Source organism: Streptosporangium sp. CA-135522 (assembly GCF_050949235.1).
Taxonomy (GTDB): Bacteria; Actinomycetota; Actinomycetes; order Streptosporangiales; family Streptosporangiaceae; genus Streptosporangium.
In genome coordinates this window covers 4188249-4203141 of sequence record NZ_CP192026.1, presented here as the reverse complement: position 1 = coordinate 4203141, position 14893 = coordinate 4188249, and the positions used below count along the sequence as shown (strand labels likewise).

13 protein-coding genes are annotated in these 14893 nt (G+C 70.2%); 8 read left to right on the top strand and 5 right to left on the bottom strand.

All coding sequences use genetic code 11. The annotated features are described in order from the left end of the window. The first annotated feature begins 147 nt into the window (after window positions 1–147). From ACQPYK_RS19440 to ACQPYK_RS19425, 4 genes are read left to right on the top strand one after another with little or no spacing between them, the layout of a single operon-like run. On the top strand, window positions 148–327 hold the full coding sequence (locus ACQPYK_RS19440; protein WP_433257099.1) for a hypothetical protein: 180 nt from the start codon (window positions 148–150) through the stop codon (window positions 325–327). Continuing rightward, window positions 324–1616, top strand: a complete 1293-nt coding sequence (locus ACQPYK_RS19435; protein ID WP_433257097.1) for an ABC transporter substrate-binding protein — start codon at window positions 324–326, stop codon at window positions 1614–1616. Before ACQPYK_RS19440 ends, ACQPYK_RS19435 begins: the two co-directional genes overlap by 4 nt. Beyond that, entirely contained in the window at window positions 1613–2545 is a 933-nt protein-coding gene (locus ACQPYK_RS19430) for a carbohydrate ABC transporter permease (RefSeq protein WP_433257095.1), read from the top strand. Before ACQPYK_RS19435 ends, ACQPYK_RS19430 begins: the two co-directional genes overlap by 4 nt. Further along, a complete protein-coding gene (locus tag ACQPYK_RS19425; RefSeq protein WP_433257093.1) occupies window positions 2542–3357 on the top strand; it encodes a carbohydrate ABC transporter permease in 816 nt (271 codons plus the stop codon). The genes ACQPYK_RS19430 and ACQPYK_RS19425 overlap by 4 nt, the downstream gene beginning before the upstream one ends. A gap of 108 nt (window positions 3358–3465) precedes the next feature. Here the strand turns inward: ACQPYK_RS19425 and ACQPYK_RS19420 are convergent, their stop codons facing one another. Together ACQPYK_RS19420 and ACQPYK_RS19415 are read right to left on the bottom strand one after the other, a co-directional pair. Further along, window positions 3466–4449, bottom strand: coding sequence for an SMP-30/gluconolactonase/LRE family protein (locus tag ACQPYK_RS19420; RefSeq protein WP_433257091.1), 984 nt, complete (start codon window positions 4447–4449; stop codon window positions 3466–3468). Between the two features lie 136 nt (window positions 4450–4585). Beyond that, window positions 4586–5344: an IclR family transcriptional regulator gene (locus ACQPYK_RS19415; RefSeq protein ID WP_433257090.1), complete on the bottom strand. Its 759-nt coding sequence runs from the start codon at window positions 5342–5344 to the stop codon at window positions 4586–4588. Between the two features lie 302 nt (window positions 5345–5646). Here ACQPYK_RS19415 and ACQPYK_RS19410 point away from each other — a divergent pair, with 302 nt between their 5' ends. From ACQPYK_RS19410 to ACQPYK_RS19400, 3 genes are all read left to right on the top strand, one after another. Continuing rightward, window positions 5647–6609 carry a LysR family transcriptional regulator gene (locus tag ACQPYK_RS19410; protein WP_433257088.1) on the top strand — a complete coding sequence of 321 codons (963 nt, stop codon included), beginning with the start codon at window positions 5647–5649 and terminating at the stop codon, window positions 6607–6609. Between the two features lie 139 nt (window positions 6610–6748). Then, the gene (locus ACQPYK_RS19405; protein ID WP_433257086.1) at window positions 6749–9991 is read left to right on the top strand and encodes a M28 family peptidase; all 3243 of its coding nucleotides are present in this window, start codon (window positions 6749–6751) and stop codon (window positions 9989–9991) included. 266 nt (window positions 9992–10257) lie between these two features. After that, window positions 10258–11757, top strand: a complete 1500-nt coding sequence (locus ACQPYK_RS19400) for an MFS transporter (RefSeq protein WP_433257084.1) — start codon at window positions 10258–10260, stop codon at window positions 11755–11757. A 77-nt stretch (window positions 11758–11834) separates the two neighbouring features. Here the strand turns inward: ACQPYK_RS19400 and ACQPYK_RS19395 are convergent, their stop codons facing one another. The 3 genes from ACQPYK_RS19395 to ACQPYK_RS19385 form a co-directional block, all read right to left on the bottom strand. Further along, window positions 11835–12638 (bottom strand): SAM-dependent methyltransferase, encoded by an 804-nt coding sequence (locus tag ACQPYK_RS19395; protein WP_433257082.1) that lies wholly within the window; start codon window positions 12636–12638, stop codon window positions 11835–11837. 201 nt (window positions 12639–12839) lie between these two features. Next, window positions 12840–14000, bottom strand: coding sequence for a saccharopine dehydrogenase family protein (locus tag ACQPYK_RS19390; RefSeq protein WP_433257080.1), 1161 nt, complete (start codon window positions 13998–14000; stop codon window positions 12840–12842). Between the two features lie 85 nt (window positions 14001–14085). Continuing rightward, on the bottom strand, window positions 14086–14286 hold the full coding sequence (locus tag ACQPYK_RS19385; RefSeq protein ID WP_433257078.1) for a hypothetical protein: 201 nt from the start codon (window positions 14284–14286) through the stop codon (window positions 14086–14088). Window positions 14287–14409: 123 nt separating this feature from the next. Between ACQPYK_RS19385 and ACQPYK_RS19380 the strand changes: the two genes are divergently transcribed. Further along, entirely contained in the window at window positions 14410–14892 is a 483-nt protein-coding gene (locus tag ACQPYK_RS19380) for a cation:proton antiporter regulatory subunit (protein WP_433257077.1), read from the top strand. Window position 14893: the final 1 nt, after the last annotated feature.

The window sequence follows — 14893 nt, the reverse complement described above, 5'->3', positions numbered from 1 at the left end:
GTCAGCAAGTATGCCCTATTGCCCCCATCAACAGGCGCTTCTTACAGCATATTCCGTCTGACGGAAACCTAGTCTGCACAGCGGATAGGCGCTACTATCGCCGCACGCAGCGGCCAAGGCCGCCGTGCTCTGCGGAAGGAAAGTCCCATGGCACGTATCGTGTCCATCGGCGCGGGCAGCGCCGAGCTCACCACGAACCTCCTCCCCCATCTCCCGGGATCTCCCGAACGAGAAACCTCGTCTCCCCCCACGCCCCGGAGCGTCCACGATCCCGCGGACACGACGACCACCCCTCGTGGCGGCCCGCTCGCCGGGGTGACCCGGTGAGGCGCGCCCTGGCCGCGGTCGCGGTGATGGTGCTGGCGGCGGCGCCGGCCGTGACCGGCTGCGCGTCCGCGGAGAAGCCGTCCGCCGGACCGGTGGAGATCACCGTCTGGCACGGCCAGGAGGACACCTCCGCCAAGTCCTTCGAGAAGCTGGTCACCCGGTTCAACCAGACCCACCAGGACGTCAGGGTAAGCGTCGAGTCCGGCGGGGCGACCGCCGACGGCATGCTTCCGAAGATAACCGCCGCCCTCACCTCCGATGCCTATCCCGACATCGCCTACCTTTACGGCTCCTGGGCTCCCAACATCGCCCGGAACCCGAAGGTGGCCGATCTGTCGGAGTACGTGAAGGCCCCGGCTGTCGGCTGGACCGATTTCTGGGCCAGCGAACGCGAGGCGGTCACCGTCCAGGGGAAGGTCATCGGCTTTCCCGCGGTCGTCGACAACATGGTGGTCCTCTACAACAGGAAGCTGCTGGCCAAGGCCGGGGTGGAGCCGCCCAAGCCCGACTGGACCTGGGCGGACTTCCGGACCACGGCGAAGAAGGCCACCGACCCGAGCGGCGGCGTCTTCGGCACGACGTGGGCGATCAGCGGCGGTGAGGAGGCCGTCTGGGGCCTGTGGCCGATGATCTGGCAGGCGGGCGGCGACATTCTCTCCCCCGACGGCAAGAAGGCCGTCTTCAACTCCCCCGCCGGGCAACAGGCGCTGGACCTGCTACGAGCCATGACGATCGACGATAAATCGGTCTACCTGGACTCCAGTCCGGCGGAGAAGGGCCAGAAGCTGTTCGAGTCCGGACGGCTGGGTCTGTTCCTGTCCGGCCCGTGGGTGCTGTCCGACCTGCGGGCGGCGAAGCTGGACTACGGCGTCGCGCAGCTGCCCGGTACGGCGGGCAACCACGAGACGATCTCGGGACCCGACAACTGGGTCGTGTTCAAGCACGACGAGCGGCGCGTCAAGGCCGCCGCCACCTTCCTGAGCTGGCTGACCGCGGCCGAGCAGCAGCTGGTGTGGATGAGCGACACGGGGTCGCTGCCGATCCGCGAGTCGATCACCAAGCTGCCCGGCTACCAGGACTACCTGAAGAAGTATCCCGGCATCGACGTGGTCTCGGACAACCTCGCCAACGCCAAGCGGGTCAGACCCCCGACGACCAGATATCCGCGGGTGTCGTCGTTCGTGGCCGACGCGATCGCGCAGACCCTCCTCGGCAGGTCCGACCCCAAGACGGCGCTGGACCAGGCGGCCACCAAGGCCGACGCGGCGCTCGCCGTACCGGGCTCGTGAGCACCACCGCACCGGCCCTGAGCCGGACCGGCGGCGCCGACGGGCGGCGCCGCGATCGCAGGAAGCTGGCCGACGACGTCGCGGGGTGGTCCTTCGCGGGCCCGGCGACGCTGGTCATCCTCGGCTTCTCGCTGATCCCCATGGCGTGGGCGCTCGCGCTCTCCTTCACCGACTCCGATCTGATGTCCCCCGGACGCGACGTCGGGCTCGACAACTACCGGGCGCTGCTCCACGACCCCGTCTTCCACCAGGCACTCGCCAACACCGGGCTGCTGGTGGCGATCTACATCCCGGCCTCGCTGGCGGCGGGCCTGCTCGTGGCGGTGCTGCTGAACAGGAAGGTGCGGGGCATCGGGTTCTACCGGGCCTGCTTCCTGGTGCCCTACATCGCCTCGGCCACCTCGGCCGGGCTGCTCATGGGCTACATCTTCGACCGCGACTTCGGGTTGATGAACGGGCTGCTCGTCAAGCTCGGCCTGCCGGTGCAGGGGCTGCTGAGCAGCCCCTCGCAGGCCATGTTCGTGCTCACCCTCATCTTCTTCTGGACCCGCTTCGGGTTCTCGGTGGTGATCTACCTGGCCGCGATCCAGGAGATCAGCAAGGAGGTCGTGGAGGCCGCCGCCATCGACGGTGCCGGCAGGTGGGCCACGTTCCGGCACATCATCGTGCCGTCGGTGCGGCCGATGACGATCTTCCTCGCGGTCTGGGGGCTGATCGACGCGTTGCAGTTCTTCGACCTGGTGATGACCACCACCAAGGGTGGACCGGCGAACTCGACGGTGACGATCGTCTACTACGTCTGGCAGCTCGCCTTCACCTTCTTCACCGCCGGGTACGGCGCGGCCGTGGCGTACGTCCTGTTCGCCGGCACCCTGCTGCTGATCGTCGTGGGGATGCTGATCGCGCGGCGGAAGGGAGTCCTGCGATGAGACGCCGTCTGCCCAGCGGGTGGCACCTGGTGCTCGCGCCGATGTCGGCGGTGACCGTGCTGCCGTTCGTCTGGATGGTCCTCAGCTCGGTGATGACCCAGGGAGAGCTCAACCGCTTCCCGCCGGCGATCTGGCCGGAGGGCGTCGACCTGGGCGGCTACCGTACGGTGCTCCAGGGCTCCGACTTCCCCCGCTGGTTCCTCAACAGCGTGATCGTGTCAGGCGTGATCGTGCTGGCCCAGCTGGCGCTGTGCAGCATGGCGGGCTACGCGTTCGCCAGGATCAGGTTCGTCGGCTCCAGGCTCACGCTGGTCCTGGTGATCGCCACCGCGCTGATCCCGTTCCAGCTCACGGTGATCCCGACGTTTCTGATCTTCAACAAGGTCGGCCTGACCGACACGCTGGGCGCGCTCATCGTGCCGCAGCTCAGCTCGGCGGTGGGCATCTACCTGATGACCTCTTTCTTCCAGTCGTTCCCGAAGGAGCTGGAGGAGGCGGCGCGGATCGACGGGTGCTCCCGCTTCGCCGTGTTCTTCAGGGTGGTCCTGCCCGTGGCCAGGCCCGCCCTCGCCGCCCTGGCCGTCATCACGTTCATCGCGGCCTGGAACGACCTGTTCTGGCCGCTGGTGGCGATCAGTTCGGAGGCGAAGTACACGGTCCAGGTGGGTCTGACGACCTTCCAGGGCCAGCACCGCGCCGACTGGCCGGCGATCATGGCGGGCACGGTGCTCACCACGCTTCCCGTGCTGGGCGTGTTCCTGTTCGGCCAGCGCCGGTTCGTCCAGGCGCTGACCGGCGCGGTCAAGGGCTGAGCCGGAGCGCGGGCCCGGCGGCGTGCCCGATGACGTGCCCGCGCCGAACCCGGCACGCGCGCCATCGGGCGGGCCGCCGGCAGAGCGGCGGCCCGCCTCCGGGACCCCTCAGGCCTGCTCTCGGTAGGGGTTGGCCGGCAGCCCCTCGACGGTCGTGTGGCAGCGCAGCAGCTCGCCGCCGGCCGTGCCGTCCCAGGCGGTGGTCACGTACAGCACATCGAGGTCCGGCCCGCCGAACGCGCAGCTCGTCACGTTGGCGACGGGGATCTCGACGGTCAGGTCGAGCCTCCCGTCGGGGCGCAGGCGCACGAGCGCCCCGCCGCCCCACAATGCGACCCACACGTGACCTCGGGCGTCCACGGTGATCCCGTCGGGCAGTCCCCGCGGGATCTCGGCGAAGACCCGGCGTTCCCCGAGCCGCCCGTCACCGGGGTCGTAGTCGAAGACGTCCACCCGCCCCGTGGGCGTGTCCACGTAGTAGAGCAGCCGCTCGTCCGGACTCCAGGCGATGCCGTTGGAGATCGTGACCCCGTCCAGCACCCGCTCGCAGTGACGGTCTGAGTCGAGCCGGTAGAGCGCGCCCGCTCCGGGGGCGTCGTCCTCGGCCTTGGTACCCGCGAAGAACCTGCCCGCGCGGTCGCAGGCGCCGTCGTTCATCCGGTTGCCGGGCCGCTCGGCGGCCGTCACCGGCGCGATCAGCTCCAGGTCGGGACGGCCGTACGGGCGCACGCCGTCCTGCGGCCTCACACCGGAGTCATCCGGGCGCAGGCCGCCCCGCGGTTTCGCGCCGGAGTCATCCGGGCGCGGACCCCTCCGGTCCGTGGCCGTCGCCCACCCGCTCTCCGGGAGTACGGCGAAGCCGTCCCGGACGGCCAGCGCCAGCCCGCCCGAGGCTCTGGGCACCGCCACCCCGACCGGCTGGCCCACCTCGATCGCGCCGTGCGAACCGTCGGCGGGGTCGAGGCGGTGCACCCGGCCGGCCGGAATGTCGACCCACAGGAGCGTCTCGGTGCGGTCGTCCCAGCGAGGCCCCTCGCCCAGCCGCGCGGCGGGCACGGGGACGACCTCGGGCTCCGAAACCACACCCGTCACGGGATCACCACCGGATCGTGCGGAGCGTCGGCGCCGCGTACCGCGAGGACTCTCATAAACCCTCCTTATTCCGTGATGCAGAATGTAATTCCAAATCTGCCCCAGAACATCACCGCGGAGATCACGCTGTCAAGGGTCAGACCTGCTCGGCGATGGCCCGCCGCAGGGCGCGGCCGACCTCCTCCATCCTGGCCGGCGGCATGCGGTCCTTCAGCGCCGTCACGCTCACCGCGGCGACGGGCACCGTCTTGCCCATGAAGATCGGCGCCGCGACGCACCGCACACCGGGCTCGTTCTCCTCCAGGTCCAGCGAGTAGCCTCGCTCCCGGATCTGGCTCAGGTGCGCGGCCAGCTTGGCCTGGTTCGTGATCGTCGCACGGGTCCGGGACGCGAGGGGACCGTATCGCTCCGCCCACGCCCTGACCGCCTCGTCGGTCGGGTAGGTCCAGGCCAGCAACGCCTTGCCCACCCCCGTGCAGTGCGCCGCGTTGCGTCCGCCCACGACGGAGGTCATCGTGATCGACCGCACCGCCTCCACCTTGTCCAGGTAGACGACCTCTCCCCCGTCGAGGGTGGCGATGTGCACGGTCTCGGCGAACTCCTCACTCAGCCGCAGCAGGAGCGGGTGGACGATGGTGCGCAGGTCCATGGTCTCGTAGAACCTGAAGGCCGTGGCGAGCATCTCGGTGCCCAGGAAGTAGGGCCCGCTGGACTCGGGCTGCGCGGCGAAGCCGCGATGCTTCAGCGCGCCGAGGAGGCGGTGCAGCGAGCTTTTGGGCAGTCCGAGCCGGGTGGCCAGCTCGTCGAGGGTCACCCCCCTGCTGTGCTTTCCGATCTCCTGCAGGATCAGCAGGGCGCGATCGACGCTCCCCACCGGCGACTGGGCCTCACCCATGAACTCTCCTCGCGTATTCCGAATAATGGAATGCTATAGCGTTATGCGGAATAACTGCCACTTTCTGCGCGAGAAATCACAGAGGCCCCCGACGCAGGCCGATGCGAGGCGAGCGGCTCCCCGCCCGCCACCCCGCGCCTGCCGCCACTTCCACCCGCTGTCGCTTACCGTATCGAGGCCGTCACCGGATCGCACATCACGATGCCGTGAAGGACGCGGAGGGCCCTCCACCCCCTCCTCGCATGCGCATTCCCCGAAACTTGGGTCTTACCGGAAAGATTCTTTACTATTAACCTTTCGGTGTGGACCTAGAAGTGCGTCATTTACGAGCAATCTGTGCGATCGCCGATTCCGGCAGCATTTCCAAGGCGGCAACCGCACTCAAGATGTCGCAGCCCGCGCTCGCCACGCAGCTGCGGCGCATCGAGCGGATGTTCGGCGGGCCACTGTTCGAGCGCGGCCGAGAGGGGACGCGCCCCACCCAGCTCGGTACGTGGGTGCTGATCAGAGCGCGCTCGCTGTTACCGGCGTTCGACGAGTTACGGCGGGACGGCATGCGCTACGCCGAACCGGCGGTCGAGAAGCTCAAGATTCGGGTGGGCTTTATGTCCAGCCATTTAGCGATAAATGTCCTTAAATGCCTCAATGAACTGGTAGCCGGGGCCGACATCACCGTCCGCACCGAGGAGGCGATGGACCTGCTGCCCGGGTTGCTGGAGTCCGAGCGCCTGGAGCTCGCCACCCTGGGCGACTACCCGGGACACGAGCTCTCTCCGCCGCCGGGCGTGGTCTACGCGGGGGTGGCCGTCGAGCCCATCTTCGTCGGGCTGGCCGCCTCCCACCCGCTGGCTCAGCGCGAGGAGATCGAACTACGGGATCTCGCCTCCGAGGACTGGAGCCTGCACGCGCTGGCCGAGGCGGGACACCGCGAGCACTTCTGGGCCGCCTGCGCCCGCCAGGGCTTCACGCCCAACGTCGCCTACTCCGCCGACCTCAGCCTGGCCATCGACCTCATCTCCTCGGCCCGGTGCGTGGGCATGTTCCAGGCCACCAGCAAGGGCTATCCCGGCATCGTCATCCGGCCGCTCGCCGGGACCCCGCTGCGGTTCCGGCACATGATCGGGTGGACCGAGTACGGGCCGGTCGCCCCGCTCGGGCCCGACCTGGTCCAGGCGGTCACCAAGACCTACTGGGCCGAGGTACGGCGCGCACCCGTCTACGCGTCATGGCTGAAGCGCCACAGGCCGCTCTCACCGCCTATCTAGCCGCCTATATCGCGAAGTTATGGATTTTCGTGGGGTACTCGCCCCCGTACTCACGGTGTCAGCTTTGGTCCAGCCCAAACCGTCAGGGCTCCTTGCATCCCTCTAACCCCCCAAGGGACACCGAGAGGAGTCACCCCGCGTGAATCCCAAGGTCAGAGTGGGCGCCGTCGCCGTACTGGCTGCCGTCGCCATGACCACAACCTCGGTGGTGAGCGCCGCCGGCGCCGCCACCGCCCCCGCGGGCACCGTCGCCCACACCATATCCGCAGATCCCCCGGCGTTCGCGCCGCCGGACCCCGAGTCCCGCAAGCGCGCGATCTCCAGCGCGGACGGAGCCCTCACCGCCAGGGCAGACGCCCTGTTCAAGGCGGCCGAGGACGAGTTCACGCTGGCGAAGACCATCGCGGGGACCCACGGCCTGCAGTACCTGACCTACTCGCGGACCCACCGTGGGCTGCCCGTCTACGGCGGCGACGTGGTCGTCACCACCGACAGGACGGGCCAGGAGGTCGGTTCCGTCGCCTCGGGGCAGCGCGCCGAGATCAGGGTGGGCGTCAAGAGCAAGATCGGCGCCGCCACCGCGGCGGTCACCGCCCGCGGCAAGCTGCCGGTCGTGGAGAGCGTCAGCACGCCCACGCTGGTCGTGCACGCGGCCGGCGAACGGCCCAGGCTGGCGTGGGAGGTGGTCGTCACCGGCGCCACCAAGCAGGCCCCGAGCATCCTGCACGTCTTCGTGGACGCCCTCGACGGGTCGGTCGTGGACTCCTACGACCAGGTCCGCGCGGGCACCGGCAACAGCTTCTACAACGGCAACCCGGTGACCATCCAGACCTCCGGCTCCGGCGGCTCGTACTCGATGACCGACACCACCCGCCCCGGCCTGCGCTGCGGCGGCCAGGGCGGCACCGCCTACACCAAAGCGAGCGACTCCTGGGGCAACGGCTCGGGCACCAACCTGGAGACCGCCTGCGTCGACGCGCTGTACGCCGCCCAGAAGGAATGGGACATGCTGCGCGACTGGCTGGGGCGCAGCGGCTTCAACGGCTCCGGCGGCGCCTTCCCCACCAGGGTCGGCCTGAGCGACGTCAACGCCTACTGGAACGGTTCCTACACCAACTTCGGCCACAACCAGGCCAACAACCAGCAGGCCACCCCGATGGACGTGGTCGGTCACGAGTACGGCCACTCCATCTTCGAGTACTCCGGCTCCGGCGGCTCCGGTTCCGGCAACGAGACCGGCGGGCTCAACGAGTCGACCGGCGACATCTTCGGCGCGCTGACCGAGCACTTCGCCAACAACGCCGCCGACCCGCCGGACTACTCGGTCGGCGAGGAGGTCAACCTGGTCGGCAACGGGCCGATCCGCTACATGTACAACCCCTCCACCAACGGCGACCCGAACTGCTACAGCTCCTCCATCCCCAACACCGAGGTGCACGCGGCGGCCGGCCCGCAAAACCACTGGTTCTACCTGCTGGCCGAGGGCACCAGCCCGGGCGGCGGCAAACCCTCCAGCCCGGTGTGCTCGGGCCCGTCCTCGCTGACCGGCATCGGCGTCCAGAAGGCCGGCCAGATCTTCATGGCCGGGCTGAACGCCAAGACCATCCCGTGGACGCACGCCAAGGCGCGTTCGGCCACCGTGGCCGCGGCCAAGCAGCTCTTCCCGAACAGCTGCGTGGAGGTCAACGCGGTCAAGGCCGCCTGGACCGCCGTCAACGTCCCGGCGCAGAGCGGCGAGCCGACCTGCACGGTCAACCCGCCCGGCAACGACTTCTCGGTCTCGCTCAGCCCGGCCTCGGGGAGCGTGCAGGCGGGCCAGTCCACCACCGCGACCGTGCGGACCACGGTGACCGGCGGCGGCGCCCAGTCCATCACGCTGCGGGCCGCCGGCCTGCCCTCCGGCGCGACCGCCTCCTTCAGCCCGGCCACCATCACGGCGGGCCAGTCGTCGACCCTGACGCTGGCCACCTCGGCGAGCACCCCGCAGGGGACCTACTCGGTGACGGTCACCGCCGACGGCGCCGACGTGGACAGGACGGCGGCCTACGCGTTGACCGTCGGCACCGGTAATCCGCCCGACCCGACCGTGCCCGACATCCCGGTGGCCAACGTCAGCGCGCACCTGAACCAGCTGCAGTCGATCGCCACGAGCAACGGCGGCAACCGCGCCACCGCCACCTCCGGCTACACCGCCTCCCTCAACTACATCAAGGGCAAACTCGACGCCGCCGGCTACAGCACCAGCGTGCAGAACTTCACCTACAACGGCCAGAGCCACGCCAACCTCATCGCCAACTGGCCCGCCGGCCCCAGCGGCCCCACCGTGCTGCTGGGCGCCCATCTCGACAGCGTCACCGCCGGCCCCGGCATCAACGACAACGGCTCCGGCTCGGCCAGCCTGCTCGAACTCGCCCTCACCGTGGCCAACCGCAACCCCACCCTCACCAAACACCTGCGCTTCGCCTGGTGGGGCGCCGAAGAGCTCGGCATGCGCGGCTCCACCTATCACGTGCAAAACGGCGGCGCCACCGGCGTGGAGGCCTATCTCAACTTCGACATGACCGCCTCCCCCAACCCCGGCTACTTCGTCTACGACGACGACCCCGCCATCGAGAAGATCTTCAAGGACTACTACGCCACCCTCAACGTCCCCACCGAGATCGAAACCGAAGGCGACGGCCGCAGCGACCACACCCCCTTCAAGAACGCCGGTGTCCGGGTCGGCGGCATCTTCACCGGCGCCGAGACCACCAAGACCTCGGCCCAGGCCGCCAAGTGGGGCGGCACCGCCGGACAGGCCTTCGACCGCTGCTACCACTCCTCCTGCGACACCACCTCCAACATCAACACCACCGCGCTGGACCGCAACGCCGACGCCATCGCCAACGCCCTGTGGAAACTCGCCGTGGGCACCGTCCAACCCCCCACCGACGACTACTCGGTCTCGCTGAGCCCGTCCTCGGCCTCGGTGCAGGCCGGGCAGTCGGCGAGCACGACGCTCAGCACCCAGGTGACCTCCGGCGGCGCGCAGTCCATCGCGCTGAGCGCCGGCGGTCTGCCCTCCGGCGCGACCGCGTCCTTCAGCCCCGCGAACATCAGCTCCGGCCAGTCCTCCGCGGTCACGATCGCCACCTCGGCGAGCACGCCCGCCGGGACCTACACCGTCAACGTCAACGCCGACGGCGCCTCCGCCGACCGGTCGGCGACCTTCACCCTCACCGTCGGCGGGGGTCAGGGCGGCGGCACCTGGGCGGTCTGGACCTCGTACGCGGTCGGGGACACCGTGACCTACAACGGCATCGGCTACCGATGCCTGCAGGGTCACACCTCGCTGCCCGGGTGGGAGCCGCCGAACACCCCCGCTCTGTGGCAGCGGATCTGATCCGATGACGACCGTCTAGATCTCCTCCACCTCCCAGCGGAGTACGGCGGGCGGGCATGGCCGCCCGCCGTACTCGTTTTTCCGTGTGAGGCATCCGGCGCACCGTGATTGGGCCGCCCGAAAAGGGTAGGTATGCGCTGCTGCATCACGGAAGTCCGGCCGGAGGTCGAGAACGAGGCGGTCATGATGGTCCTCAGCCGATTGCTCACGTCGTCCGTACGCCCGGAGAGCCCGGCAGGGGGCCGCTCGACCCGCTTCCCGGCCGGATGAGCGCCGCGGCCCGGTCCGGCGGGACGTCGACCGCGCGCGAGCGACAGGCCGCGGACCCGCGCCGGTGGAAGGCGCTGATCGTCTGCCTGGTGGCCGGCTTCATGACGCTGCTGGACGTCAGCATCGTCAACGTGGCGCTGCCCTCCATCCGCACCGGGCTGCACTCCCCGCAGAGCGACCTGCAGTGGGTGGTCTCCGGGTACGCGCTCACCTTCGGACTGGTGCTGGTGCCCGCCGGGCGGTTCGGCGACATGCGCGGCCGGCGCAACGTGTTCGCCTTCGGCGTCGCCCTTTTCACTCTCGCCAGCGCGGCGGCCGGCGTCGCCCAGAACTCCACCTGGCTGGTCGTCGCGAGGCTCGTCCAGGGAATCGCCGGCGGAGTGATCAATCCCCAGGTCAGCGGGCTGATCCAGCAGCTTTTCCGGGGTGCGGAGCGCGGCCGGGCGTTCGGGCTGCTGGGCGCCACGATCGGCATCTCGACCGCGATCGGCCCGCTGCTCGGCGGGCTGCTCATCCACCTCGGCGGCGGGCAGGAGGGGTGGCGCCTGGTCTTCTACGTCAACGTGCCGATCGGCGTCCTGGCCGTGATCCTGGCCTACCGCTACATCCCGAGCCGGGCGCAGGAGAGACGACGGCGGGAGAGCATGGACCCCGTGGGCGTGCTCCTGCTGGCCGTCGGGGTCGTGCTGGTGCTGCTGCCCCTCGTAGAGGGACAGCAGTGGCGGGGTGAGGGGAAGTGGGCGGTGCCGGTCGCCGGGGTCGTCGTGATCGCCGGCTTCGTGGGGTGGGAGCACCGGTACGCCCGGCGGAGCCAGCCGGTCGTCGACCTGTCGCTGTTCGGCAGGCGTTCCTATGCCCTCGGCGCCCTGCTCGCCGCGCTCTACTTCGCGGGCTTCACCGCGATCTTCTTCGTCCTCACCCTGTACCTGCAGGACGGCCTGCACTACGCGGCCCTGGAGGCGGGCCTGGCGAGCACGCCGTTCGCGGCGGGATCGGCCGCCGCCTCGGTGCTGGGAGGCCGGATCGTCACCAGGCTCGGCCGCCCGCTGGTGGTGCTGGGCCTGGTGCTGGTCACCGTCGGGCTGGCCGCCACGGAGCTGGCCGTACGGCTGGCCCCCGGCCAGGAGGTGGGCTGGGCGATCGCGGCGCCGCTGCTCGTGGCCGGGCTGGGCAGCGGCCTGGTGATCTCCCCGAACCAGACGCTGACCCTGTCGGAGGTGCCGGTCGCCGAGGCCGGCACCGCCGGCGGCGTGCTGCAGACCGGTCAGCGGATCGGCGCCGCCCTCGGCATCGCGGTGGTCGGCTCGGTGTTCTTCGCCGGGGTCGCCTCCTCCCACGGGGACTACGCCCTGGCGTTCCGGCACGCGCTGCTGGTCACCATCGGCTTCGTGGTGGCCGCGCTGGCGGTGGCCCTCACCGACGTGGCCGCCGACCGCCGCGCGGCGAGCCGGGGCCGGCGGGCGGGGACCACCGCGTCCGCTCCTCAAGGAGGCTGAGAACGGGCCACGGCCATCGAGACGGCCCGGGCCTGTCGTCACCTTGACAGGCGGGCCTCCATCACGACCGGATGCGTCTAGCCCTTGCGGGCGATCCCGCCGTACATGAGCTGCTGGCCCACGGTGAGTTTCTCGGGGACGGGCCCGTCGGGTCGCCACAGGGGCAGCGGGACGACGCCCGGGTCGAGGAGCTCGAAGCCGTCGAAGAAGGCGGTGATCTCCTCCGGTGTGCGGAAGCGGCCGGTGCCGAGCAGCGCGAGGAACTTCTGCTCGGCCTCGCGCGACTCCTGGGTGGAGGCGCAGAAGTGGGTGATGAACAGGTGGCTGCCCGGCGGAACCGCCGCCATGTAGGCCTCGACGATCCCCCTGGGGTCCTCGTCGTCGTGCAGGTGGTGCAGGATGCCGATCAGCAGCACGCCGACCGGGCGGCCGAGGTCGATGAGGTTCTTGAAAGCCGGGTCGGCGAGGATGGCCGCCGGATCGCGCAGGTCGGAGGTGATGACCGCGGTGCGGTCGTTGTCGGCCAGCAGCGCCCGGCCGTGGGCCAGCACCATCGGGTCGTTGTCGACGTAGACGACCCGCGAGTCCGGGTTCGCGCGCTGCGCGACCTGGTGGGTGTTCTCCACGGTCGGCAGGCCGGAACCGAGGTCGACGAACTGGGTGATGCCCTGCTCGACCAGGAAGCGCACTCCGCGGCCGAGGACCTGCCGGTTGTAGGTCGCCACGTCGTAGATCTCCGGGACGACCTTCACGATCTCGGCGACGAAGGCGCGATCGACCTCGAAGTTGTCCTTGCCGTTGAGGACGACGTCGTAGGCCCTGGCGATGCTGGGCCTGGTGGTGTCGATGCCGGCGTTCGGCTCACTCAGCTTGTCGACCACAGGGGTCCTTCCTCGCTGTCCCGGGGCGGTTTAAATGATCATAGATGGTGGAAGGTCTCCGAGACGCGCCTTTTGGCGATTAACGGATGACCGATTTCCGGGAACCGGTACGGGCGATGCCGGGAGCGGCGTCTCCCGCGCCGGACGGGCGGGGATGGACGGCTCCGCGCCCGTCCGGCCTCGAGACGCCCGGGTGAAGGCCTACTTCGGCGAGTCGCTCAGAACGGTGAAGGTGATGCCCGCCCGGCCGAGCCGTTCGATCAGCGCCCCGCCCATGGCGGCGGCCGGGGTGAGCTGGCCGGAGACAGGTGGCAGGTCGTCGAAGGCGAGGCAGAGCGCCGATTCGGCGAGCATCTTGGCGGTCTCGTCGTAGCCGGGATCGCCGCCCGCGACTTCGGTGACCACGCGCCGTCCGCCGCCCCGGCCCAGGAAGGTGACCTTGAACCAGCTGCCGGCCCGCTGTTCGGGGGTGGGCCCGTCACCGGGTGAGATCCGGCCGAGCAGCCAGGAGCGGGCCGGGGGGATCTGGGCGAGCACGGCGACCACGCCCACGCCCGCCACGAGCCCCAGCACGGCGGGCAGCCGTTTGACGGCGAAGTGGTGGCGATAGGTGAAGTCCGGGCCGTAGCGTGCCAGCGCGCGGGCCGAGCGCGCCACGATCTGCGGGTCGATCGTGGGCAGCGGCAGGGCCCAGCCTCCCACGTAGCGCGGCGACCCGGCCCTGGCGCGCACCCGGCGGTCGGCGGGACGGGCCTCGGCCTCGCGCCGGGCGTGCGCGGCCCGGGCGGTCTGCCGGGACCGGGCGATCGCCATGAGGGCGGAGCTGACGGTGCCTCCCGACGGCCTGCCGTCGGCCCGAACGAAACCGTCCACCTCGATCGGCACTCCCTCGGGGAGCAGGCCGACGGTGAAGTAGGCGCCGAGGTCGTGCGGGACGGAGTCGAATCCGCAGGCGTGCACGATCTTCGCCCCGGTCCGCTCGGCCCGCTCGTGGTGCCGGGTGAACATGAGGTCGACGAACTCCGGTTCGCCGGTGATGTCGGCGTAGTGGGTGCCGGCGGCGGCGCAGGCGGCGACGAGCGGCTCGCCGTAGGAGATGTAGGGGCCCACGGTGGTGGCGACGACCCTGGCCTGACCGGCGATCCGCGCCAGCGAGGCCGGGTCCGTCACGTCGGCGTGAAGCAGCGGCAGCTCCGGCAGGCCGATCCGCTCCCTGAGCGCTTCGAGCTTGGTCCGATTGCGCCCGGCCAGGGCCCAGCGGCAGTCAGGGGCGGCGTTGCGTGCGAGATACTGCGCGGTCAGCGCGCCGGTGAAGCCGGTGGCGCCGAAGAGCACGATGTCGTACGGGCGGTCGTCAGGCATGGGCTGAGACTCCTCCCAAGAAAGGGCGCGTGCAAGTCCCGAGAAGGGCCGCAGGTAGGGCCGTACCGGCCGACCGTTACTTCGATCACCTCGCCGCGGGTTCGGGCACTTCGGCGACCGTCGCGCCGTCGACCCGGCAGCGCTTGCCGTCGAAGTCGTACGGCGTGCCGCTCCGCGCACCGCGCACGATCGACAGGAACTCGCCGGTGCGCTCGTAGCGCTCGTCCTTCGACAGGTGGTCGCCGAGCCTGGCCTGTCGGCCACGAGCCGCCCGGGTCCGGCTCATCGTCTGACACATGACCGACAAAATGAATCGGTAATACCGGTTATTCTCGCGCCCGCGTTTTCCCCTATCGATTGGTAGGTTCATGGAAACAGCCAATGCACACATAAATGGAGGAATGGCGCGGTGGAGGTCGAGCAGACGGCACTGCCCGGGATCGGACTGCGGCACGAGTTCACCACTCGGTCGGGCCGGAGGATCGGGATCGTCTCCCATCGGACCGGCCGCCGCGATCTGGTGATATACGATCCAGCGGATCCTGATCGCGCGTGCGAGACCGTCAAGCTGAACGACGAGGAAGCGGACGCGCTCTGCGAGCTGCTCGGCGCCCCGCGCATCGTGCAGCGCCTCAACGCCCTGCACCGCGAGGTCGAGGGCCTGGTCAGCCTCCAGCTTCCCATCCTGGCGGGCACGCCGTACGCCGGCCGGCCGATGGGCGACGCGCGCGTGCGCACCCGCACCGGCGCCTCCATCGTGGCCGTGGTCCGCGGCGGGCAGGTCTTCGCCAGCCCCGGCCCCGACTTCGCGTTCGCCGACGGCGACGTGGTCGTCGTGGTCGGCAGCCCGGAGAGCACCGCCGCCGTGGCCGACATCCTGACCAACGGTTAGG

Coding starts and splice junctions, on each gene's coding strand:
- ACQPYK_RS19440 (WP_433257099.1), top strand. CDS start 148: ATGGCACGTATCGTGTCCATCGGCGCGGGCAGCGCCGAGCTCACCACG.
- ACQPYK_RS19425 (WP_433257093.1), top strand. CDS start 2,542: ATGAGACGCCGTCTGCCCAGCGGGTGGCACCTGGTGCTCGCGCCGATG.
- ACQPYK_RS19415 (WP_433257090.1), bottom strand. CDS start 5,344: ATGGGTGAGGCCCAGTCGCCGGTGGGGAGCGTCGATCGCGCCCTGCTG.
- ACQPYK_RS19400 (WP_433257084.1), top strand. CDS start 10,258: ATGAGCGCCGCGGCCCGGTCCGGCGGGACGTCGACCGCGCGCGAGCGA.
- ACQPYK_RS19390 (WP_433257080.1), bottom strand. CDS start 14,000: ATGCCTGACGACCGCCCGTACGACATCGTGCTCTTCGGCGCCACCGGC.
- ACQPYK_RS19385 (WP_433257078.1), bottom strand. CDS start 14,286: ATGAGCCGGACCCGGGCGGCTCGTGGCCGACAGGCCAGGCTCGGCGAC.